Source organism: Brevibacterium sp. RIT 803 (assembly GCF_016892625.1).
In the GTDB taxonomy this organism is placed as follows: Bacteria; Actinomycetota; Actinomycetes; order Actinomycetales; family Brevibacteriaceae; genus Brevibacterium.
On the sequence record NZ_JAFEMW010000003.1, the window covers coordinates 366,518 to 387,442 of the forward strand.

Sequence of the window (20,925 nt, forward strand, 5' to 3'; positions counted from 1 at the left end):
GGCGTCATCCCCGCTTCTCAGGCCAGTCCGCGCTCCAGATCAGCGGTGACGGTCTCTGAGATCTGCTTCTTCGCCGCATCGGAGAGCGCATTGAATGGGGCCCGCGCCGGCCCCAGGCCGAATTCGCGGACGTTGGCTGCGTGCTTGACCACGGTGTTGGGGTTGCCAAGCGCCAGGCAGTTGCGGATCGGACGAATGCTGTCCTGCGCGGCACGCGCACCCTCCGAGTTCCCGGAGACGAAGAGATCGTAGATCGACGCCATGGTCTTCGGATAGACGTTCGCAATACCGCTGATGCCCCCGGAGCCGCCGGCGAGGAGTGTCCACAGAATGAGTGAGTCATTGCCGGAGATGACGTCGAAACTCTCCCGGTCTGTGCGCTCCAGGTACTGCAGGATCGTGTCGAAATTCCCGCTCGAGTCCTTCACCCCGGTGATGTTGTCCACCTCGGCGAGCCTTTCGAGAGTTGCGGGCGCTACAGCATTGCCGGTTCGCGCGGGAATGTTGTAGACGATGACCGGGACATCGACCGACTCCGCCACAGATTGGAAATGATTGGTGATCTCCGTTTGTGACGCCGCAGCGAAGTACGGGGTGATGATGGAGAGCGCATCGGCTCCAGCAGCCGCGGCATCCTGAGCGATGATGATGGTCTCTCGAGTGGTCGCGGCACCTGCGCCGATGACGACGGGAACCTGACCGGCCACCTCATCGATGACCAGTCGAGTCGCTTCGGCGCGCTCCGCCGCGGACTGAGCGTAGAATTCTCCGTTTGTGCCGAGGGCGAAGATGCCGTGGATACCGGCATCGAGCTGACGGCGCACGTGAGCGCGCAGAGCCGATTCGACGAGCTTCTCGTCGTCATCGAACGGAGTGGCTACTGCGGCGAGAACGCCTGTGATCGAGGACATGGGTCTTCCCTTCTTAAGGATGTGAGTGGAGTTCAGCGGTTGTATTTGGGCTGCGATCCACGAACCGAGACTGTTGCCTCGTCGATCGCAGTGAGAACGTCTTCTGGTAAGGGCCCTTTGGCCGCGGCGGCGATGTTCGCTTCCAGCTGCGAGACACGGCTGGCACCCAGCAGAAGAGAGTCGATTCCCTTGGCGCCTGCCACCCACCTCAGAGCCAGCTCCGGTTGAGGGATGCCGGCTTCATCGGAGACGGCGGCGAAGGCTTCAACCATCGTCAGCACCGAATCGGAGAGATAGCGTTGTGAGTACATCTGCGCGAGGACAGATCCGGTGAAGCGGTCCGGAGTGCCATCACTGGACGGACGCCGGGCCAGAAGCCCACCGGCGAGCGGGTTGTAGGCCATCGTCGCGATGGCGTGCGCAGCACCGCATTCGAGCCATTCGTCTTCGATCTGGCGGGCGAGCACGCTGTAGACATTCTGTGCGATCGCGGGCCGTGGGGCACCGGCGACACCCGCAGCAGCGATGACGTCCACGGCCTGCCATGCGGCGAAGTTCGAGATGCCCAGGGCTTTGATCTTGCCCTCAGAATGCAGCTGCGCCACGGCTCCCATAGTTTCCCCGAGACTTGCAGCCCGGTCCGGCTGGTGCAGGTAGAAGAGGTCGATGGAGTCGACGTCGAGACGCCGCAGGGAGCCCTCGACACTGGCCCTCAATCCTGCCGCCGACAGCGGCGAATCGTCTCCTGCATCGGCGTGGGGCATACCTGCCTTGGTCGCCAGCACAATGGAGTCTCGATGCTTCTTCACAAGTGGTGAGATGAGCCCTTCGGTGGCCGACTTCGCATAGCCGTTGGCGGTGTCGATTCCGGTGATGCCCGCGGCCAGGGCCGCTTCGATCACTTCGTGCGCGGTCGCTTCCGGGACGGTGTCTCCGAAGGTCATGGTGCCTAGAACCAGCGGTGACAATGGGACGGGGACACCGTCCAAGGAGAGGCTCTTGTCTGCTGTCATACGGTGCTCCTCGTCGAGTGAATGGTGCGATCCATGTCAATGAATCATCGCACTTCTGCGTGCAACGTGCAAAGATTTGCGCATTTCGCGCAATCATGGCAATCTGGAACTCCAGCCAGATCGGACGCAAAGGAGTGCCATGCCTGCAAGCGACCCCGGCGTGCTCATTCTTGCCGATGACCTCAGCGGAGCAGCGGAAGCGGCAGCCACCCTCGGAACTCCAGTCCGCATCCTGCTCACCGACTGGAGTGGACGGCCGACCTCGCCCGAGAGCGCAAAGGCGACTCCGCAGGATGTCGCGCTCGACCTCGACTGCCGCTATCTCACACCGGTCGAAGCAGCCTCACGCACACGTTCTGCACTCGAGACACTGCGAACCGAGAATCAGACCACCATCATCAAAGTCGATTCTCTGCTGCGTGGAAACGTCAGAGCACATCTGACTGCGGCTCTGGAGAGCACGAACGGACCGGTGATCTTCGCTCCGGCACTCCCCCAACACAACCGCACCGTCATCGGCGGCGTCCCCTACATCGACGGTAAACGGCTTGCCGATACACGTGCTTGGAACATTGAAGACCGTTCGGGCCCGGACAGCCTCAATGACCTCTGCCCCGAAGCACCGACTCTCCTCGAACTCAACCAGCTTCGCACGAGCAGCCCGCACGAACTGGCAGCACGATTCCGGTCAGAGCGCCTCATCACCGCCGACGCCGAAACCATGGACGACATCGGGCAGGTCATCGCCCTCGCCGCATCCACCGGTGCCACCGTCGTCGGATCAGCAGCATTGGTTCGTGCGATCGCCGACGGTCGACCCCTCAGACGCTCTGCGCCGCTCGTCGAACCACCGACAGCCTTGAGCGCTCCAGTCCTCTTCGTTCTCGGTACGGCAGCAGATCGCATCGATGGTCAGGTGGCGCACCTGCAGGCACACGCCCAAGTCGGCGTCCTCGACATCCCTGCCACCGAAGTCTCGGCCTGGAACGACAACCCCGATGACCTGCACGTCACCGCATCTGAGATCCGAAATCGACTGACATGCGGCAACCTCGTCATCCGGCTCACGGACACCGGAGACTCGGTCGATCCTCGCCCGCTTCCAGGCCTCCTGGCCGAACTCGTCGCACGCTCGCTCACAGACATCGGTCCTGTCCACCTGGCCGCCACAGGAGGCGAGACTGCGCGAGCAGTGCTCGACCGCCTCGGTGTCGGAGAAGTCGTCACGATGCGCGAGATCCACCCGGGCGCGGTCCTCTCTCAGGTGGGGACCACCTCGGCGAGGCCCGGTGAACACAGTGAGCTCGGTCGTGTCGTCACGCGACCCGGCGGCCAGGGAGACGAGGATTCCCTCACTCGCATCCACGAAGCGCTGACCCACGGGACAGCGCCCACCCCGATCACCGCGAATACCGTCGCAAACCACGAAGGAGAACGAATGACATCGCGTCCCACAGTCGCAGTGACCATGGGCGACGGAGCCGGAGTCGGTCCAGAGATCTGCGTCGCCGCCTGCCTCGACCCCACAGTGCTCGAGGTCGCTCGGCCCGTCGTCATCGGTGATGCGGCTCGGCTCGAACAGGCCGCCGAGATCCTCGGCGTCAGTGCGTCGATCCGCGTCATCGACTCCCCGGCTGCAGCCGAGGACTCTCCAGGCGTCATCGACGTCATCGACCTCGGCCTGCTGCCTTCTGATCTGGAGTGGGGGAAGTTGTCCGACACTGCCGGCGACGCCGCATTCCGCTACATCGAGCGGGCCTCGCAGTTGGCCATGGCCGGCGAGGTCCAGGCAATCTGCACGGCGCCGCTGAACAAGGAAGCACTGCACTCCGCCGGCCACCAGTACCCCGGGCACACCGAGATGCTGGCCGCTCTGACCGGAACCGAGGAGGTCTCGATGATGCTCTCCTCACCCAAGCTGCGAGTCATCCACGTGACGACCCACATCGGTCTCATCGATGCCGTGGCCACAATCGAGCCCGGCCTCGTTGAGCGCACGGTCCGTCGCGGGAATGACGCACTCATCAGAGCAGGAATCGAGCGGCCCCATATCGGTGTCTGCGCGATCAATCCGCATGCCGGAGAGAACGGGCTCTTCGGCTACGGGGAAGAGGCGGAGAAGATCACTCCCGCCATCACCGCACTCCAAGGTGACGGAATCGACGCTGTCGGTCCCCTCTCTGCCGACACCGCCTTCTTCCTCGCAGGACGCGGCGACTACGACCTCATCGTCGCGATGTACCACGATCAGGGACATGGGCCGATCAAGGTGCTCGGCATCGACGCCGGGGTCAACATCACTGTCGGACTTCCCGTGATCCGCACCTCCGTCGACCACGGAACGGCGTTCGACATCGCCGGCACCGGCACGGTCGACACTGAAAGCATGAGTGAAGCCATGCGACAGGCCGCAACGCTGGCGACCGTCTGAACCAGTCCGACACCACGATTCCAGCGCCCTCGTGATCGCTGGGGCAACCCCAGACCACCGGCCAGGGATTCAGCCAGCCGTGGTCAACCGCGATACAGTGGCCGCACGGCTAAGAGCCGCCCATCGGCGGGCGGCGGGTTTCGACCACCGACAGCAGACATCGGAGAGTGATGAACGCAGGCGATAGGCGCGAGGAGATCATCCAGCGGGTTCGGGCGCAGGGCGAGATGAGTGTCGAGACGCTCTCGGAGACGCTCGGTGTCACCGCCTCGACGATCCGGCGTGACCTCGCGCGACTCACCGACTCAGGGGACCTCGCACGCACCTACGGCGGTGTCATCGCCGTCCCTGCGGAGGCGGAGAGCACACTGGATGAACGCTCCCACGAGGCTCCTGAAATCAAACGGGCGCTTGGTGCGTGGTGTGCGCAGCAGGTACCGGCGGGGTCACATGTCCTCCTCGACGCGGGCAGCACGACTGCGCAGATCGCACGTGCACTGCGCGAGACGACTCCGCTTTCGGTCGTGTCCACAGGGCTTACCTCTCTGCAGCAGATGACGGGCGCGGAGGGGATCGAATTCACCCTCCTCGGCGGCCGGTACCGTTCGATCAGCCAGGGCTTCATCGGTCCGATCACCGAAGTCGGGCTGGAGAAGTTCACCTTCGACTTCGCCTTTCTCGGCGCCGATGCCGTCACCGCCGAAGACGGCGTTTGCGAAGCCACTGCAGAGCAGGTGCGACTCAAAGAGTTCATGAGCCGACGTGCCACCCACGTCTTCGTCGTCGCTCACTCAGCCAAACTGGGCCAACGCCCCTTCCACGCCTGGGCAGACCTGGGCAATGGGTGGACGCTCGTGACCGATGAGGCAGCTGAAGCTGAGCAGATCACGGCATTCGAATCCCGCGGCATCCGCGTGGTCACCGTCGACGACATGGGCAAGGCTCACGACTAGAAGGACGCGTTCCCTGACGCCCCCGACGGAGTCAACCCCAGAGTTTGCAGTCGGTATGGACTTGGTCCTCGACTCCTGAGATCCAGTCCTCGGCGAAGACGACGTGCCTGACTGCTCGACGTGAGCCGTAGGCGTAGACGACGTGGATGAGCCCATCGGAGTCGACGATTCCGTGCGGGTACTCCTGCCGGCGGTTGCTGCGCAGATTGCCCGAGCCTGCGAATCCGTCGCCGGGCTCGATGACCCGACGCACCGGCCAGGTGCGGCCTTCGTCGTTGGAGACGGCGATGACCATTCTCATCCGCTCATAGGGCCACACCACCTCGGCGGGCTCGTAAGTGACCTGGTGCTCGTTCGAGACCAGAGCCAACATTCCGGACGGCAGAAGGAATGCACTGAGTCCGGCGTTGTTATTCGGCACATCGGTTGCCTCTGGAACGGTCCAGGTCTCGCCTCCGTCTTCGGATCTGCTGATGTAGACCCAGTCGGCGAAGCGCGAGCGGAACAGACACACCAGGCGCCCGGGCTCAAGCTCGACGACATTGGGATGGACCCTGCCGCTCGCGTCAGGGAATTCGATCTGGCGCCAGGTACCGCCCTTGTCCTCGGAGATCTGAAGCACCGGCTGGTCCGAACCGTTCTTCGAATCGTCATCGAAGCACAGCCACTGGGGATGAACCCATCTGCCGTCGCTGAGGACCTGGATCGGTTGGCGGCAGAATGTTCCTTGCCTGTCGAACAGCGTCTTCGGCTGAGACCAGTTCTTGCCACCATCAGCGGAGCGAACCACCTTCACCACCGAGGTGTGCTGCAGATTGAAGGTCTCAGGCACACCTGACTGCCGCGACAGCTGAGAGGTGTAGACAAGCCAGATCTGACCGTCGGGGGCCTCGAACAGACCTGGATTCTGGTCTGAACGGATCTCGTCGTGTGTGACAGCCGCAGAAGCAGACCACGTGGCAGTGGTCGAGTCGAATCGGGAAACGAGCACGTCGATGTCCTTGTTGCCCTCGTCGCTGCCGCCGAACCAGGCCGCGAGCAGGGTTCCGTCACGCAGCGCCAGAACCGACGGAGCGTGGTTGGAACGGCGATCGGTCGGGATGACTGCCGCGGCATTGCCCGAATCGTCGAAGTATCGGAGTCTGCCGTCGGCGGGCGGCTCGGATACGTGTTCAAGCCTCTCGTTCGCGAGCAGATTCATGCGTGACTCCTTTGCTGTGTGGTCCGGTCAGTGTCGCATCCGGTGCGGATCATCCGGTGCAGGTCATCCGAAGGCGGTGTCAAACATCGACGGAATCTGCATCGCAATCTGAAATCCGATGATGATCGCAATGACACCGAGAAGCGCCAGCAGCGCCGTCTGCCACTTCGGGTTCACCGCGTAGCTGTGCATGTGCTTCTTCCGCGATGTCAGGAGCAGAATGCAGACGACGATGATCGGCAGGCTGAGCACCGTCGAGATCGCGGTGCCGACGATGTTGAGTGAGATGAGATCCGGTGCGCCCGGAATGGTCGAGATCAAGGGGACGATGATGAAGACGATCGCCTGAATCCACCGGAACGCAGGGTTCTCCTCATCTCGGCCGAGGAACTTCCGCATCGAGGGCACGGAATGGTTGATGCCGTTGATCGCGAGCTGCGCGAACCCTCGAGACTGCGGTGGGAAGCTCGTCATCGCGGCGAAGAAGATGCACATCCACAGCAGGAAGGGACCCGCCGGCCCCACCGCAACGGAGAGCATGTGTGAGAGATCGAACTCATCAGCGATCGAGAATCCTGGATGTGCGGCGCTGAACTCCGCGGCGACGATCCAGAACAGAAGGTTGATGACGAGCAGAGGTGCCATTCCAGCGATGAGGTCGAACTGCTGAAGGCGACGATATTTCGGTCCGACCCAGCCTTTGTCTCGCATGAAGCCGGAATACAGCAGGTTCGGCATGTTGCCGGCAATCGTGCCGATGGTGGCCGAAGCGATGACGATGGGGGCGAAGGCGGAGGTGTTCTGCTCCTCTGGGATCTCGAATGCGAGTCCCTGCATGAAGCCCCCGATGTCGAAGGTACCGATCTTGATCAGTGCATAGATGAACGCAACGATCATCGCGACCGAGGCGAAGCGCGCGAAGTACTCGAGGACGACGAACTGCTTGCGCAACATCACCAGTGACAAGGTCAGCGCTACGATGATGATCGCGCAGAAGAAGCGGCCCCAGCCTCCACCCCATTGGCCGCCGGTGAGCTCATGCAGTCCGGTGGACGCCGCGAGAACGAAGGTGGCCTGGGTGATGAAACCGGCAACGATGACGACAGCGGCCATGATCCCCGGAAGCACGGGGGCCAGCCGGGCGAACCCGTCGAGGATCTGCGTATCTCCGTGCCTATTCATCAGCGTGTACTTGGCGATGGAGGAGATGATGAAGGTGCGAGCGATCAAGGACAGCACCAGAGTCCACAACAGCGCATATCCGTACGATGCACCTGAGACCGAGGAACTGACGAGGTCGCCTGTGCCGAGGAAGGACATTGCCAGCACGAGGCCCGGCCCCACCGATGTGACGAGCCCGAGGCCGCGTGGCAGAGGAAGCTGATTCGGCTTCGGTGAGCCGGAACTGCCGTTCATGCTATGGACGTCCGTGGCCATGGCGTGCACTCCAGTGTGTAGACGATTGTTTGGCTGGTGACCGCGGTCTCAGGGTCGCTGACACAGCGTAGCGATGCAGCAAACAATCTGCGCGGTCTACGTAGAGAGTAGACCATGGTTGCGTGTTTCGCGCAACAATTAGTCCAGATACCGGACGTTTGGCTCATTTTGCGCACAGTGGTGGAAGACTGTTGGCTTGATCAGAGCTCGAGGTTGATTCCGCAGTTGAGTTCGCGGCGTTCGCCCCGTCTCGACGACGCAATGCGAAGGAGCAGAGTCCCGATGGAGTTGATCCACTACCTCATCATCGGAGCAGTGGTGCTGGGGTCTTCCTGCGTGCAGGGCTCCGTCGGGTTCGGTCTGGGTATGATCACGGCCCCGGTGCTCGTACTGCTCGAACCGAACCTGCTTCCTGCCGCACTGCTTCTGCTCGCCACTCTCACGTCGTTCACCGCCTTCATCCGCGAACGTGCCGACGTCGACTGGAAGCTCGTCGGCTGGGGCGCGCTCGGCCGATTGCCGGGAATCGTCATCGGCACGACTGCAGTGGTGCTGCTGCCGGATCAAGGGCTGTCCCTGCTCCTAGCGGTCACAGTCCTGGCCGGAGTCGGTTTCAGCCTGGTGGGCTGGTCGCCGGCTGCCAGCAACCGCAACATGTTCTTCGCCAGCAGCGTCTCTGGCATCTTCGGCACGTCGACAAGCATCGGCGGCCCGCCCATCGCCCTGGTTCTGCGCTCTCTGGATCCATCATCGATGCGGTCCACTATGAGCGCCTACTTCACCATCGGCAGCATCCTGTCCCTGACCGGTCTGACGATCGGAGGCGAGGTCCGAAGTGAACACCTGGTCGCGGCGGCCACTCTGCTGCCATTCATGCTTGCAGGATTGTGGCTGTCGAACCTGGTGATCCGACGAGCGAACAAGACAGTTCTCTATCGTGTGGCTGTCAGCGCATCGATCCTTGGGGCGATCCTGGTCATCGGCGAGGTTGCGGCTCCCCTGCTCAGAGCTTGAGGTATGACAGAAACATCGACACCAATGTCGCAACGACGACCGAGTTGAAGCCGAAGGCGACGATGACGTTCGTGCGGACCAGTCTCCATCCTGCGCGAGTCACGGCTCTGCCCGGCAGAGCTGCCGTCATCGTCGAGGACAGCACCGCGAACGTGAGGTAGTCGCTGAAGACCCTCTCCTCCGGCATGTCGAATTCGAGTTGTCTGGCACCGGGGCTTCCACCGCCGCCGAGGTCGAGTCGCATGAATTCGAGAGCGAACGAATACACCATGACCGACCACGAGGCGACGACATTTGCCAGGCCGAGGGTGACTGCGAGTCCGATGTTGGTTTCGGACCCCATGGTGACGAGGTAGACGTTGAGGATGATCGCGACATACGCAGCGATGGCAGCCCACGACACTGCCCCTCCCGTGCCTAGATATCGTGCCCAGAATGTTCGCCTTCGCGCGAGCGCCCATCGAGAGTGGACCATGAGCTCGGTCTCGCTCAATTCGTTCAGCCCCGCGTGGGTCCACAGCAGGTAGACGAGGGCGAACACCGGCCAGGCAACGAGGAAGAGCGCGATGAGCTTCGCGAAGAGCTCACCCAACTGCGAGGCTTCAGGCCCGAGCGGGCTGAAGTCGAACCCCAAGACCAAGACAAGTCCGACGACGAGTGCCGGCACCATGGCCACGTTCGCGCGCGTGTCATCGGAGATCGTGATGACTTGGCTGTGCGTGGGCCTCATGACAGGACGGTTCCGCTTCGATTGTGGCTGATGGGCTCATCATCAGCTTAACCGAGCCCACGCTGCTGACGCAGTGGACGATCTATGTCGACGTATCAGTCATTCTTCGACACAGATCGTCGGTCCCCGGTGGTGCAGGTTCAATGGGACCATTGACCGTGGAGTTCGTCTTCTGTGCAACACATGTGGGGCACGCACTACCGCATATATCGGCAAAGTGATTAAATGATCTAATAACCTATCTCAGCTCGACGAGGAGCAGCCATTGGTCATTCTCCACGCAATCATCGCAATTCTCGCGATCGTCCTGCTCATCATCCTGCTGAAGGTCGATCCAGTGATCTCGCTGGTCATCGGTGCCATGTACTACGGAATCGCCGCTGGTCTCGGCTTGGAAAAGACACTGACGACGATAGTCGAAGGATTCGGCTCGATCATGGCCGAGGTAGGTCTGCTCATCGGCTTCGGGGTGCTCATCGGGGCATTGCTCTTCACTATGGGGGCATTGCAAAGATTCGTCGAACTGCTCCTCCGACTCCTGGGACCGCGGAAGCTGCCCTACGCACTGGCAGCAGCACTCACCGCGGTCTTTCCTTCGATCTACGTCGACGTACAGCTTGTGCTCGCATCGCCATTGGCTCGGAATGCTGCACCCGCGCTCGGACGTCGGGGTTTGGGCATCATGGCCGGCTCGGTCACTGCCGGCATCCTCGTCGGATACGTGTTTGTGGTCCCTGGTCTCGGCACGATTTCGATCGCAGGACTCCTGAACATTCCTCTAGCACAGATGCTCGGCATCGGACTCGCCGTCGGTGTGGCTACGGTCCTGCTGACGGTGTTCGTCTATTCGTTCCTCGTCAATCGCGGGTTGTGGAATCCCGCGACAGATGAGACCGGAATCGTACCCGACGCAGAACAGGACGATTCGTCCGAGGCTGGTGGAACCACCACCGTTCGAACTCGTCAGCCGCATTTGGCTGTGGCACTCAGCCCGGTCTACGTGCCTCTGATCCTCATTGCCACCGGAGCAATTCTCGCCGCCTTCAACGCCGCGAATTCCGTCACCGATTTCCTCGGCGATCCAGTCTTCGCCCTGTTCTTGGGGCTCGTCATCGCGTATGTGCTCTCGCAGATCTTCAACGGTCGGGAGAAGACGAATTCGTCGATGGAAGAAGGCTTCAGCACCACTGGGCAGATTCTGCTCATCACAGGTGTCGGTGGGTCTCTTGGCGAGGTCATCAGCGCTACGAACCTGGCAGACGTTCTCGGCGGTCTCTTCACAGCGAATTCGGCCGCTCCCGTCATCGTCAGCGTCCTCATCGCGTGGCTCATCGCCGCTGTTCTGCACCTCGCGATCGGTTCCATCTCTGTCGCGGCGATCGCAGCTGCCGGCATCATCGGACCTATCCTCGGTCAGCTCGATGTCTCACCGATCATCATCGGTCTCGCCATCGGCTCGGGTGCTCTGTTCGCGCTGCAGGTCAACAGCAATTTCTTCTGGATGTTCCAGACGATGATGCAGGTGACGACCAAGGGTGCACTGAAGGCGCTGACCTTTGTCACGGCCCTCGCCTCTGTCATCTCGCTCATCATCGTCTGCCTGCTCACACCGTTCTTCTGACACTGACTCGATCGTGAAGGGCTTCATCAGCCCAGCTGAACCGATTTCGGAGCCAGCGGTTCGCAGCTCTTCCGGAGGAGGCGGGATTGGATTGGCTCTCGATCTCGGTGCTGTCCCAGAGACCGCAGGCAACAATCAGAGATCGTCGCCGAGAAGCTACCATGGGCTGACAACAACGATGTTGCGATCGCCGCCGGGGCCCACACCCAAAGATCCTGCGCTTCGCACCGGAGACTGGGAGGAGCTACTCCATGGCTGAACCACCGACGCCTCATTCCACCCCGGACCCGCTGCGGTTCTCGACCGCCCAAATCCCTTCCAAGAATCGAATCGAATATTGGGAAGCACATAATGCCAAGGCGCTCATCGGCCTAGACATTCGCACCTTGGAGGACACTCCCCTGATGGCAGAGGAGATCAACCTCCACTTCCCTGCGCTCCGGTTTGCCGGAGTCAAGGGCTCATCCCAGATCGTCGAGCGTTCCGCACGAATGATTGCCGCTCATCCCACCGGTGACATCGCCATATTCTTCGCAATGAGCGGTGATGCGTTTTTCTACCATTCCAAGGGGACGATTCTCCTCAAACCTGGCCAGGCTGTCGTCTACGACGCGGACCGGCCATTCGTCCGCGGTTTCTCACACGGCCTCTACGAGCTGGTGCTCACCATCCCGCGAGAAGACTTCGCCCACCTGTCAGGCGGAAGAGATCTCAACGAACCGCTGGTGTTTGAGTTCGGGTCGGATCTGCGCAGACGATTCCCCAACCCCAGCGCCACAGACCTGGTCTCGGTGATTGACTCCGCACTGCGGCGTTCCCCCGACGATCTGTATCGAGTGGAGCAGGAGACCTTCGAACTGGTCGAACGAATGCTCTCGCCCATGGTGGATTCCGGCCGGGAGGCCAGGTATCGACATGCCTTGCAGGAGATCGAGCGCCATTTCGGCGACGGCGCGCTCAATCGTGCGAAGGTCGCTGCGGCCATCGGAGTCAGCGAGCGTCAGCTTTCGCGCATCTTCGCTGCACAGGACGAGACCTTTGCCGACCACCTGCAGAACTATCGATTGCAGATCGCGGAGACAATCCTGGCTTCGGAACCTCACACCACGGTCGCCGAAATCGCACGTCGGTGCGGGTTCGCCTCTCCCTCGCATTTTTCCCGTGTCTTCAAAGCTCGCACCGGGTTGACTCCGCTGGAGCGGCAACGCGCAACCGAGTTCTAGAAGGACTTCCAGAGCATAGATCCATACTCCCCAGCATCTCAATCCATTGTTCTGAGTTATCGCTTTGGTCTGAGCGGGACAGGCGATGTCCCAGCCGGGACGAACTCTTCACATCGCGAATGTGTCCCACAACACTGTCAAGAGACAGCAACTCCGGCCAATCTCCGAAAGCTGCTCCAGGGAGAGGACTCATTCGATGACTAAGACCATCGCAACAGAATCGCCGAGGCAGACGATCAATCCCAAGGATCTTCGCCGTGCGTTCGGAAAGTTCGCCACCGGTGTGACTGTGGTGACCTGCCAGGCGCCCGACGGCGCACCGCACGGCGCTACGGTCAATGCCTTCACCGCCGTCTCACTCGACCCGCCATTGGCCCAGGTGACACTGATCCGCGGCAACAAGGCATCCGAGTATCTCGAGGACCGGCCATTCGCCATCAATATCATGTCCGAAGATCAGCTGAGCACCTGCATGAACTTCGCAGGAAAGCCCTCGAAGACCCCGGTGAAGTGGCGTTGCGAAGGCGAGATCCCTGTCCTTGAAGGCAATGCGGCAACCATCGAATGTCGCCCCTGGCAGATCTACGACGGCGGCGACCATTTGATCGTCATCGGCGAAGTCATTGATCTGGAGATCAATGACATCGATCCGCTGCTCTTCATCTCAGGCAAGTTCCATCATGCCGGCACTCTGCACGGCGGCACTCCCTGGGAAGCATCGGGCGATTCGATCGCCCACGGCTGGTTCGAGGGATCTTCCACGTTCAACGCCGTCTGAGCTGATCTACTGCGGAACGAAACATCTGAACGCCACAACCACGGGGCTTCCGGCTCCCAGCGCACAACCACCGAAGAATGCACCCGTCGTGCTGCTTTCTCAGCAGCAGTTCGGCACATCAATGAAAGGACGGTCGTCATGACCACTGAAGAGAACCAGCAGAACACAATGTCCGAAAGGACCACCCCGGCCAATCCGAAGCTGCCGATGACAGGCGACGAATACATTGATTCCCTCCGCGACGGTCGAGAGATCTATCTGCATGGAGAACGCGTCGAAGATGTCACCACGCACCCCGCATTCCGCAACTCCGTACGCATGGTGGCACGGCTCTATGACGGTTTCCACGATGAAGCGACGGCCGACAAGCTGCTAGTCGACACCGACACCGGCAGCGGTGGTAAGACCCACCCCTTCTTCAAGATCCCGAAGTCCGTGGACGACCTCAAAGACAGCCGGACCGCGATCGAGACCTGGGCTCGTATGTCCTACGGCTGGCTCGGCCGCTCCCCTGACTACAAGGCCGCCTTCCTGGGGACTCTGGGCTCGATGCCCGAGTTCTATTCGCCCTACCAGGAGAACGCGCAGCGTTGGTACAAGGAGTCACAGGAGAAGGTCCTGTATTGGAATCACGCCATCATCAACCCTCCTGTGGACCGTCACCTGCCCCCGGACGACGTCAAAGACGTCTTCATGAAGGTGGAGAAGGAGACCGACAACGGCGTCATCGTTTCCGGAGCAAAGGTGGTGGCCACAGGGTCCGCCATCACCAACTACAATTTCATCTCCCACTACGGACTGCCGATCAAGCGTCCCGAATACGCTCTGATCTGCACTGTCCCGATGGATGCTCCCGGCATCAAGCTGATCTCGCGAACCTCCTACGCACAGAACGCAGCCGTGACGGGCACTCCCTATGACTACCCGCTGTCGTCGCGCATGGACGAGAACGACGCGGTGTTCATCTTCGACAAGGTGCTCGTGCCATGGGAGAACATCTTCGCCTATGGTGATCCGGACCAGATCAATGGGTTCATGCCCAAGACCGGGTTCATCCAGCGCTTCACCTACCAAGGCTGCATCCGCTTGGCTGTGAAACTGGACTTCATCGCGGGATTGCTGCTCAAGGCTCTGGAGATTGCCGGTACTCAGGACTTCCGCGGAGTCCAGGCTCGGGCCGGAGAGGTCATCGGCTGGCGCAATATGTTCTGGGCACTCGCTGATGCCATGATGCTCAACCCCGACGAGGGGCCGAACGGATCCGTGCTGCCGAAGATGGACTACGGCATGGCTTACCGCATGTTCATGGCCCAGGGCTACTCACGAATCAAGGAGATCATCGAGCAGGATGTCGCCTCTGGCCTCATCTATCTGCCCTCCGGCGCACAGGACTTCAAGAACGCCGAGATCCGACCATACCTCGACAAATATGTGCGCGGATCCAACGGCGTGCAGGCCGTGGACCGCGTCAAACTGATGAAGCTGCTCTGGGACGCCATCGGCTCCGAGTTCGGCGGCCGTCACGAACTCTACGAACGCAACTATTCCGGCAACCATGAGAATGTGCGCGTGGAGATGCTCATGAATGCCATGAACAACGGCACCGTGGACTCGATGAACGGCATGGTCGAACAGTGCATGGGCGAGTACAACCTCGACGGCTGGACGGTCCCGGACTTGTTCAACAGCGATGACGTCAACGCCTACATGCGGGGCAACCGCTAGACACTGACCGTGGCTGCTTCTGGCATCGTAGCCAGACGAAACAGCTATTCCTTGTTGCCGGGCACGCTCATCCGTGCCCGGCTGCAAGGCTTTGCATCCGCCGGGAGCCAGGTGTCGCCTCACCGCTTGGGGTGCGTCAGGATCATCAACACCACGGTTGGTGGACTCCAGTTCAGTGCAGCTGAACCGCTTTCAGAGCCCCGCGACGAATGCGAGCAGCTTCTCGTCGCTGTGAGGTGCGCCGACGACCTGGACCGATAGTGGTTTCGCTCGGGGTGATGTCGCGGCAGTCGTGTCAGAAGCCTCGCCGCAGACTGTGCCAGAGCTCTCGTCAGAGCCAGACGTAGTTCCATCGAGCACCGCCCCGATCGGCAACGTCACTGCCGGCCACCCGAGAACATTGAACGGCAGCGAGTAGCGCATGAATGTCGCGGCCGAGTCTGATCCGAGTTCATCCCATGCGATCACATCACCGCCCATTGCTGGTGTGATGATGAAGTCAACATCGTCGAAGAACGATTCGGCGGAGGCACGAAGTTCCTCGAGCGCGACAACGTTGGACTGGTATTCAGCCTCGGTGATGTTCTGCCCCGACAGGATCTTCGCCCAGACGCCCGGCTGGTACTTCTCTCCCTGGTCATCCAGGAACTGTTTGTGCAGAACATAGGCTTCATAGCGGAGCACGATGTCGTAGTAGTCGATCCCTCGCTCGATGAGCTCCGTCAAGTGATCAGTATTCTCTGAGGTGATGGAGGCGATCGCTGAATCACCGAGGTGCCGTGAGACCCACGACTGTACGTCTGCCGATGACTCGTCTGTGGGATTGAGCAGGCTCAGATCGACGGTCGGCGCCTTCGCCGGTGAGGAACCTGTTGGGATTGAGCCAGACCCGTTCCCGGATATCACTGCGAATGCGGCGGTGAGCAGCGGCAGATCGCGTGCGAACAATCCCACCGTGTCGAAGGACGGCGACAGAGGGAACACTCCCTCGACAGGAACCATGCCGAAGGTCGGCTTGAACCCGATGACGCCCTGGCAAGCGGCCGGCACTCTCACGGAGCCCGCAGTATCCGTTCCCAGTGCCAGCGGCACCACCCCGGCAGCGACAAGGGCTGCCGAACCCGAGCTCGACCCGCCAGTGCACAGCGTGGGGTCGATCGGGTTGATGACTCGCCCGAAGGCACTCTCATCACCAAGGATGCCGTAGGAGTACTCCTGACAGTTCGTCTTCACCACCGGCAGCGCGCCCGCTTTTTCGAGGAGGGTCACGACGGGGGCGCTCGTGCTGGGGTCAGGTCCGCTGCTGACGTTCGACCCCATTGTCGTGGGGATGCCCGCCACATCGATGACATCTTTGATGGCGACGGGAACACCTTCGAGGAGACGTTTCGGCTCACCGACTGCGGCGCGCTGCACGGACTTCCGCTCAAGGGTACGTGCGCGACCCCTCATCACCGAGGTGACTGCATTGAGTTCTCGGCCGATTCCTTCGACTGCAGCCAGTGTCTGTTCGAGGCTCTGCATCGAACCCTGCTCCCCTTGTGTTCCGTTGGTTTCGTCCACGATCCTCATCGTGCCAGAAGGCGAAGCTCCGTATCGGACGACATGCCAGCACTCACCCCGGAGCGAGTCCCGTCCACGGCACCAGCTGCTCGACCGCGGCCGCGATATCGAAAGCGGCGCGGTCGTCGAAGGGATGGGCGATGACCTGCAGGCCTGTTGGGATCCCGCAGTCAGCCATGCCGCTGGGCACGTTGACGATCGGCACCCGGTTGCAGATGTTGAACGGCATCGTCATGTGCGCCTGCCAATAGTGCTCAAGCCGCACTCCCTCACCGTCAACACCCTCAGCACCGACGCCGGTGCCGTGGACGGTCCCGGAGGTCTCACGCCCGACACCCGACGAGTCGACCGTGATCCCGTCCAAGTAGCTCGAATCGGCCTCGAGACCTGCCACCGCCGAGGTGGGAGCCAGGAGGACATCGAATCCCTCCATTGCGGTGGCGAGTTCCGCTTGAATCTGCGCCTCCGCGGCCAGCCCCTCGTAGAAGGCATGACGACTGGCGACCGCCTCGGCGTCGGCCATGAACTGCAGCGTGTAGTCGGCGAGAGTATCCTCATGCCCGCGGGTCGAAGTCCGCATCGCAGGCGCGAGGAGATGGCCGAAGTGAGTGAACGCGGTTTCGAAGATCCGCTCTGCCGTCCACGGCAACTCGATCTCCTCGACGATTGCACCCGCAGCTTCCAGCGCCGAGGCGACTGCACGGATATTGGCAATGATGTCCTGGCCGACGGGGAAGTCGCCCAAGCGCAGGCACATTGCGATCCGTCTTCCCTTCAATCCGTCGACCACCTCGGCGGAAGAGGCGTCGAAGCCGTCGAGGAATCCAGACGATTCGATCGTTGCATGATCGCTGGGATCGACACCGACCATAACACGGGCCAGCAGGGCGGTGTCGGCGACGGTGCGCGCCATCGGCCCGTCCCCGCGGTACCAGTCCGCGGCCAATGGCTGCAGGCCGGGGATCCGACCGTAGGGTGCCTTGAACCCGACCGTGCCGGTGAATGCGGCGGGCAGCCTCGTCGATCCGGCGATGTCCGATGCCGTCGCCAGGGGACCGAAGCCCGCTGCCAGGGCGGCTCCGGAACCGCCCGATGACCCTCCGGGTGAGAGTTCGGTGTTCCACGGATTGCGGGTCACGCCCCACATCGGCGAATGGGTGATCGTCGCACAGCTGAGTTCCGGAGACGTCGCCCTGGCATGCACGAATCCCCCGGCCACACGGATGCGGCGGATGATCGCGGCATCGGCCCCGGCCACCGTGTCTCGTTCGTGCATGAGGCCCTGGGTGAGTGTGCGACTGGAGATCGCGTGCTTTTCCTTGGCGATCACAGGCAAGCCGAGCAGGGGCTGGGAATCGGCCGCTTCAGCAAGGAAATCGGGTGTCGCCGATGCGTAGAACGCCTCCGCCTCCCGCGCCGAGGTGACCGCCTCCTCCACGACCTCCGTGACCGCATTGATGCGATCGTCGCCGGTGGTGATACGTCCGATCTGCGCACTGAGGTACTCGACCGGAGAGAGTTCCTTCGACCGGAACTTCGCGAGCGCCTCGGTTGCCGACAGCGCCCACGTTTCGCTGCCGCTCATGCCCGGGCCTCGGCGACGGACTGACCGACCCACACATCGCCTTCGCGTTCCTCACTGAGTTCACCGTTGACCAACTCCATGGCGACCGACGTCAGTACCCCGAGACCGCGGATCATGTCCTCGTCGGTGGTGAATTCGCGTTCGCAGTGGGAGACGCCATCGACGCTGGGCACGAACATCATCACGGCGGGTACCCGGTGGTTCATGGCCACAGAATCATGGCCGGCCATGGTCTCGAGGCGCCGGATCGACAGCCCCTCATTGGCCACGGCCTTCTCAGCCAATTCGACACCGGTCTCCGGGAAGTAGAGCTTGCCGCGGACATCGAAATCCTCAACCTTGATGGTGATGTCGTGCTCCAAGGCGATGTTCGCGATCTGCTGGTGCAGGGAGTCCCGGGCAGCTTTGACGATGTCCGGGTCGGAGGAACGAAGGTCGGCGACCATGTGCACGCGGCGGGGTACGACGATGGGTGAGTTGGGTTCGACGACATGCTGGCCGACCGAGGACACGAGCGCCTCGTCGGCGAACTCGTTGACCACGTCGGCGACAGCGAGGACGATCTTGGAACCTGCGACGAGAGCATCGTGGCGATCGGCCATGGCGGTGGCGCCGGTATGGGACTGTTCGCCGAGGACGTCGATGTCGAGCTTCTGCGTATACCAGCTGGATTCGACGACCCCGATGTCTGTGGCCTCGCGCTCCAAGATGCGGCCCTGTTCGATGTGGATCTCTGCGTAGGAGATCGCCTCGGGTGGGGTGTCGGTGCCGTCATAGCCGATGGCGGCGAGCGCCTCGGCGACGGAAGTGCCCTGGAGATCCTCCACGGCGAGCATCTCGTCGAGGTCGAAGAGCCCGGCGTAGACCGAACTGCCCATGATGGACGGGGCGAAGCGTCCGCCCTCCTCGTTGAACCAATTGACGACAGCGATGTTGAACCGCGGCTTCTGCCCGGACTCGGCGACGTTCTCCTTGACTCGCAGAGCTGCGAAGAGTGCCGCGATGACTCCGTAGGCACCGTCGAAGCGACCGCCGAGGGGCTGGGAGTCCAGGTGTGAGCCGATGAGGACGTAGGGGGCTTCGGGGACGAATTCGAGGCAGGCGAACATGTTGCCGATCGCATCCACACGGATCTCGAAGCCGTTGCCTTCGGCCCAACCGCGCATCCAGTCACGCGTCTGCTTGTCCTCGACCGTCAGCGCCTGCCGGTCGACGCCGTCGTTGTCGGTTGCGCCGATCGCGGCGACCTGATGGAAGTCGAGGAGGAAGGTGGCATCACTGGAGGCGACCGCGGTCGAAGAGGCGGTGCTCGACGAGCCTGGGGAGGTGGTGGTCATGGTGCGTCTCTTTCTGTTGCTGAGCTGCTGTTGAAGTGAAGGTCGCTGAGAGCTGGCCCAAGGAGGTGACCGGTCGATCAGCCCAGCCGGCCTCGGGTCTCCGGGAGGCGGGTGATGAAAATGAGGACGAGGACGATCACGGCGCAGATGGTCATGTAGTAACCGGGAGCGGTGTTGACTCCGGTGATGTCGACGAGCCAGGTGCCGACGAACGGAGCGGTTCCGCCGAGGATGGCGTAGGAGACGTTGTAGCTGATCGCTGCCGAGGTGAACCGGGTCTTCGTGGAGAAGCGTTCGCAGAAGAAGGTGTAGCAGCCTCCGCCGTAGCAGCACAGGGAGAGCACGAAGATCGTCTGCCCGAGGAACGCCAGGCCCATGTTTCCACTGGTCACCAACCCGAAGGCGGGAACAGAGGTGACGGCCAGAAGGATGGAGCCTGCGATGAGCATCGGCTTGCGCCCGACCCTGTCGCCGATGGCTCCGGCGATGGGCAGGAAGATCGTATAGCTGGCCATGGCGATGGCGTTGGTCAGCAGCGACTGCTCCCGGGTGAGGTCGCCGGTGGTCTGGATGTAGGTGACGAAATAGGCGGAGAGCATGTAGAAGCCCAGTGCGGTCAAGCCCAGGACGAAGAAGACCTGGAGCATTCCCACCGAGTTCTCGCGGAAGGAATCGCGGATGGGGCTGAACTCCTTCGGCCGTTCGGCCGCGGTCTTCTTGAAGAGTTCGGACTCATCGGTGCGCGAGCGGATCCAGAGACCGACAGCCGAGAGCGGCAGCGCCAGGAGGAAGGGGATGCGCCAGCCCCAAGAGTCGAAGGAGGCATCGCTCATCACCGTCGAGAGCAGCAGGATGAGGCCGCCGGCGAAGACCGAGGGCAGTGCGGTGGCGGCCAAGGTGATGTTGATCCACAGGCCGCGCTTGCCCACCGGTGCGTGTTCGTAGACGAAGGAGGGTCCGCCGACCGATTCGCCGCCGGCGGAGAAGCCCTGGCCCAGGCGGGCGAGGATGAGAAGGATGGGGGCGAACCAGCCGATCTGGTCGAAGCCGGGCAGTACGCCGATGAGGGCGGTGCAGATACCGACGAGGAAGATCGTGATGGTCAAGGTCTTGCGCCTGCCGACCTTGTCACCGAGGGCACCGAAGAACAGTCCGCCGAGGGGACGCATGACGAAGGCGACGCCGAATGTGGCGAAGATGACGAGCAGCCCAGTGACCTTGTCGCCGTCGGGGAAGAAGTACTCGGAGAGGATGACGGCCGAGAGCCCGTAGAGCGTGAAGTCGTAGAACTCGACGAACTGGCCGATGCTGCCGCCGACGAGCACCTTCTTCTGCATGCTCGTGGTCTTGCCGGTGTGTTTCGGTTGTGTCTCCGGCGTCGCAGGTGTCGCGGACATGGAAGC

The 20,925-nt window shown here is 62.0% G+C and carries 16 protein-coding genes; 7 read left to right on the forward strand and 9 right to left on the reverse strand.

Annotated features, from left to right (window positions below):
• Positions 1 to 17: 17 nt before the first annotated feature.
• Together JTF07_RS12025 and JTF07_RS12030 are read right to left on the reverse strand one after the other, a co-directional pair.
• Positions 18 to 911 (reverse strand): dihydrodipicolinate synthase family protein, encoded by an 894-nt coding sequence (locus JTF07_RS12025; protein WP_204234500.1) that lies wholly within the window; start codon positions 909 to 911, stop codon positions 18 to 20.
• Positions 912 to 943: 32 nt separating this feature from the next.
• Positions 944 to 1,924, reverse strand: a complete 981-nt coding sequence (locus tag JTF07_RS12030; RefSeq protein WP_204234501.1) for an aldo/keto reductase — start codon at positions 1,922 to 1,924, stop codon at positions 944 to 946.
• Positions 1,925 to 2,063: 139 nt separating this feature from the next.
• Here JTF07_RS12030 and pdxA point away from each other — a divergent pair, with 139 nt between their 5' ends.
• Together pdxA and JTF07_RS12040 are read left to right on the forward strand one after the other, a co-directional pair.
• Positions 2,064 to 4,355, forward strand: a complete 2,292-nt coding sequence (gene pdxA, locus JTF07_RS12035) for a 4-hydroxythreonine-4-phosphate dehydrogenase PdxA (protein WP_204234502.1) — start codon at positions 2,064 to 2,066, stop codon at positions 4,353 to 4,355.
• 170 nt (positions 4,356 to 4,525) lie between these two features.
• Entirely contained in the window at positions 4,526 to 5,308 is a 783-nt protein-coding gene (locus tag JTF07_RS12040) for a DeoR/GlpR family DNA-binding transcription regulator (protein WP_204234503.1), read from the forward strand.
• A 31-nt stretch (positions 5,309 to 5,339) separates the two neighbouring features.
• On the opposite strand, the gene JTF07_RS12045 is transcribed toward JTF07_RS12040, so the two are convergent.
• Both JTF07_RS12045 and JTF07_RS12050 read right to left on the reverse strand, forming a co-directional pair.
• Positions 5,340 to 6,509, reverse strand: a complete 1,170-nt coding sequence (locus tag JTF07_RS12045; protein ID WP_204234504.1) for a sialidase family protein — start codon at positions 6,507 to 6,509, stop codon at positions 5,340 to 5,342.
• Positions 6,510 to 6,572: 63 nt separating this feature from the next.
• Entirely contained in the window at positions 6,573 to 7,925 is a 1,353-nt protein-coding gene (locus tag JTF07_RS12050) for an Nramp family divalent metal transporter (RefSeq protein WP_204234505.1), read from the reverse strand.
• A gap of 303 nt (positions 7,926 to 8,228) precedes the next feature.
• Between JTF07_RS12050 and JTF07_RS12055 the strand changes: the two genes are divergently transcribed.
• The gene (locus JTF07_RS12055; protein WP_204234506.1) at positions 8,229 to 8,960 is read left to right on the forward strand and encodes a sulfite exporter TauE/SafE family protein; all 732 of its coding nucleotides are present in this window, start codon (positions 8,229 to 8,231) and stop codon (positions 8,958 to 8,960) included.
• On the opposite strand, the gene JTF07_RS12060 is transcribed toward JTF07_RS12055, so the two are convergent.
• Positions 8,950 to 9,690: a DUF1345 domain-containing protein gene (locus JTF07_RS12060; protein WP_204234507.1), complete on the reverse strand. Its 741-nt coding sequence runs from the start codon at positions 9,688 to 9,690 to the stop codon at positions 8,950 to 8,952. The genes JTF07_RS12055 and JTF07_RS12060 overlap by 11 nt on opposite strands.
• 265 nt (positions 9,691 to 9,955) lie before the next feature.
• Here JTF07_RS12060 and JTF07_RS12065 point away from each other — a divergent pair, with 265 nt between their 5' ends.
• The 4 genes from JTF07_RS12065 (at position 9,956) to JTF07_RS12080 (ending at position 15,037) form a co-directional block, all read left to right on the forward strand.
• Positions 9,956 to 11,311: a GntP family permease gene (locus JTF07_RS12065; RefSeq protein WP_204234508.1), complete on the forward strand. Its 1,356-nt coding sequence runs from the start codon at positions 9,956 to 9,958 to the stop codon at positions 11,309 to 11,311.
• A gap of 251 nt (positions 11,312 to 11,562) precedes the next feature.
• Positions 11,563 to 12,534 (forward strand): AraC family transcriptional regulator, encoded by a 972-nt coding sequence (locus tag JTF07_RS12070; protein WP_204234509.1) that lies wholly within the window; start codon positions 11,563 to 11,565, stop codon positions 12,532 to 12,534.
• A gap of 196 nt (positions 12,535 to 12,730) precedes the next feature.
• Positions 12,731 to 13,312 (forward strand): flavin reductase family protein, encoded by a 582-nt coding sequence (locus tag JTF07_RS12075; protein WP_204234510.1) that lies wholly within the window; start codon positions 12,731 to 12,733, stop codon positions 13,310 to 13,312.
• 138 nt (positions 13,313 to 13,450) lie between these two features.
• The gene (locus JTF07_RS12080) at positions 13,451 to 15,037 is read left to right on the forward strand and encodes a 4-hydroxyphenylacetate 3-hydroxylase family protein (RefSeq protein ID WP_143922997.1); all 1,587 of its coding nucleotides are present in this window, start codon (positions 13,451 to 13,453) and stop codon (positions 15,035 to 15,037) included.
• 192 nt (positions 15,038 to 15,229) lie between these two features.
• On the opposite strand, the gene JTF07_RS12085 is transcribed toward JTF07_RS12080, so the two are convergent.
• From JTF07_RS12085 to JTF07_RS12100, 4 genes are all read right to left on the reverse strand, one after another.
• On the reverse strand, positions 15,230 to 16,600 hold the full coding sequence (locus tag JTF07_RS12085) for an amidase (protein ID WP_204234511.1): 1,371 nt from the start codon (positions 16,598 to 16,600) through the stop codon (positions 15,230 to 15,232).
• 52 nt (positions 16,601 to 16,652) lie between these two features.
• Positions 16,653 to 18,185 carry an amidase gene (locus JTF07_RS12090; RefSeq protein ID WP_204234512.1) on the reverse strand — a complete coding sequence of 511 codons (1,533 nt, stop codon included), beginning with the start codon at positions 18,183 to 18,185 and terminating at the stop codon, positions 16,653 to 16,655.
• Complete coding sequence (locus tag JTF07_RS12095; RefSeq protein WP_204234513.1) at positions 18,182 to 19,522, reverse strand: M20 family metallo-hydrolase; 1,341 nt, start codon at positions 19,520 to 19,522, stop codon at positions 18,182 to 18,184. The genes JTF07_RS12090 and JTF07_RS12095 overlap by 4 nt, the downstream gene beginning before the upstream one ends.
• A 77-nt stretch (positions 19,523 to 19,599) precedes the next feature.
• Positions 19,600 to 20,919 (reverse strand): MFS transporter, encoded by a 1,320-nt coding sequence (locus JTF07_RS12100; protein WP_252199760.1) that lies wholly within the window; start codon positions 20,917 to 20,919, stop codon positions 19,600 to 19,602.
• Positions 20,920 to 20,925 lie beyond the last annotated feature (6 nt).

What these genes read in the sequence shown, in the direction of transcription:
- JTF07_RS12075 (WP_204234510.1), top strand. Translation starts at nt 12,731, where the DNA reads ATGACTAAGACCATCGCAACAGAATCGCCGAGGCAGACGATCAATCCC.
- JTF07_RS12100 (WP_252199760.1), bottom strand. Translation starts at nt 20,919, where the DNA reads ATGTCCGCGACACCTGCGACGCCGGAGACACAACCGAAACACACCGGC.
- JTF07_RS12025 (WP_204234500.1), bottom strand. Translation starts at nt 911, where the DNA reads ATGTCCTCGATCACAGGCGTTCTCGCCGCAGTAGCCACTCCGTTCGAT.
- JTF07_RS12045 (WP_204234504.1), bottom strand. Translation starts at nt 6,509, where the DNA reads ATGAATCTGCTCGCGAACGAGAGGCTTGAACACGTATCCGAGCCGCCC.
- JTF07_RS12070 (WP_204234509.1), top strand. Translation starts at nt 11,563, where the DNA reads ATGGCTGAACCACCGACGCCTCATTCCACCCCGGACCCGCTGCGGTTC.
- JTF07_RS12060 (WP_204234507.1), bottom strand. Translation starts at nt 9,690, where the DNA reads ATGAGGCCCACGCACAGCCAAGTCATCACGATCTCCGATGACACGCGC.
- JTF07_RS12055 (WP_204234506.1), top strand. Translation starts at nt 8,229, where the DNA reads ATGGAGTTGATCCACTACCTCATCATCGGAGCAGTGGTGCTGGGGTCT.
- JTF07_RS12040 (WP_204234503.1), top strand. Translation starts at nt 4,526, where the DNA reads ATGAACGCAGGCGATAGGCGCGAGGAGATCATCCAGCGGGTTCGGGCG.
- JTF07_RS12090 (WP_204234512.1), bottom strand. Translation starts at nt 18,185, where the DNA reads ATGAGCGGCAGCGAAACGTGGGCGCTGTCGGCAACCGAGGCGCTCGCG.
- JTF07_RS12080 (WP_143922997.1), top strand. Translation starts at nt 13,451, where the DNA reads ATGACCACTGAAGAGAACCAGCAGAACACAATGTCCGAAAGGACCACC.
- JTF07_RS12030 (WP_204234501.1), bottom strand. Translation starts at nt 1,924, where the DNA reads ATGACAGCAGACAAGAGCCTCTCCTTGGACGGTGTCCCCGTCCCATTG.
- pdxA (WP_204234502.1), top strand. Translation starts at nt 2,064, where the DNA reads ATGCCTGCAAGCGACCCCGGCGTGCTCATTCTTGCCGATGACCTCAGC.
- JTF07_RS12095 (WP_204234513.1), bottom strand. Translation starts at nt 19,522, where the DNA reads ATGACCACCACCTCCCCAGGCTCGTCGAGCACCGCCTCTTCGACCGCG.
- JTF07_RS12050 (WP_204234505.1), bottom strand. Translation starts at nt 7,925, where the DNA reads ATGAACGGCAGTTCCGGCTCACCGAAGCCGAATCAGCTTCCTCTGCCA.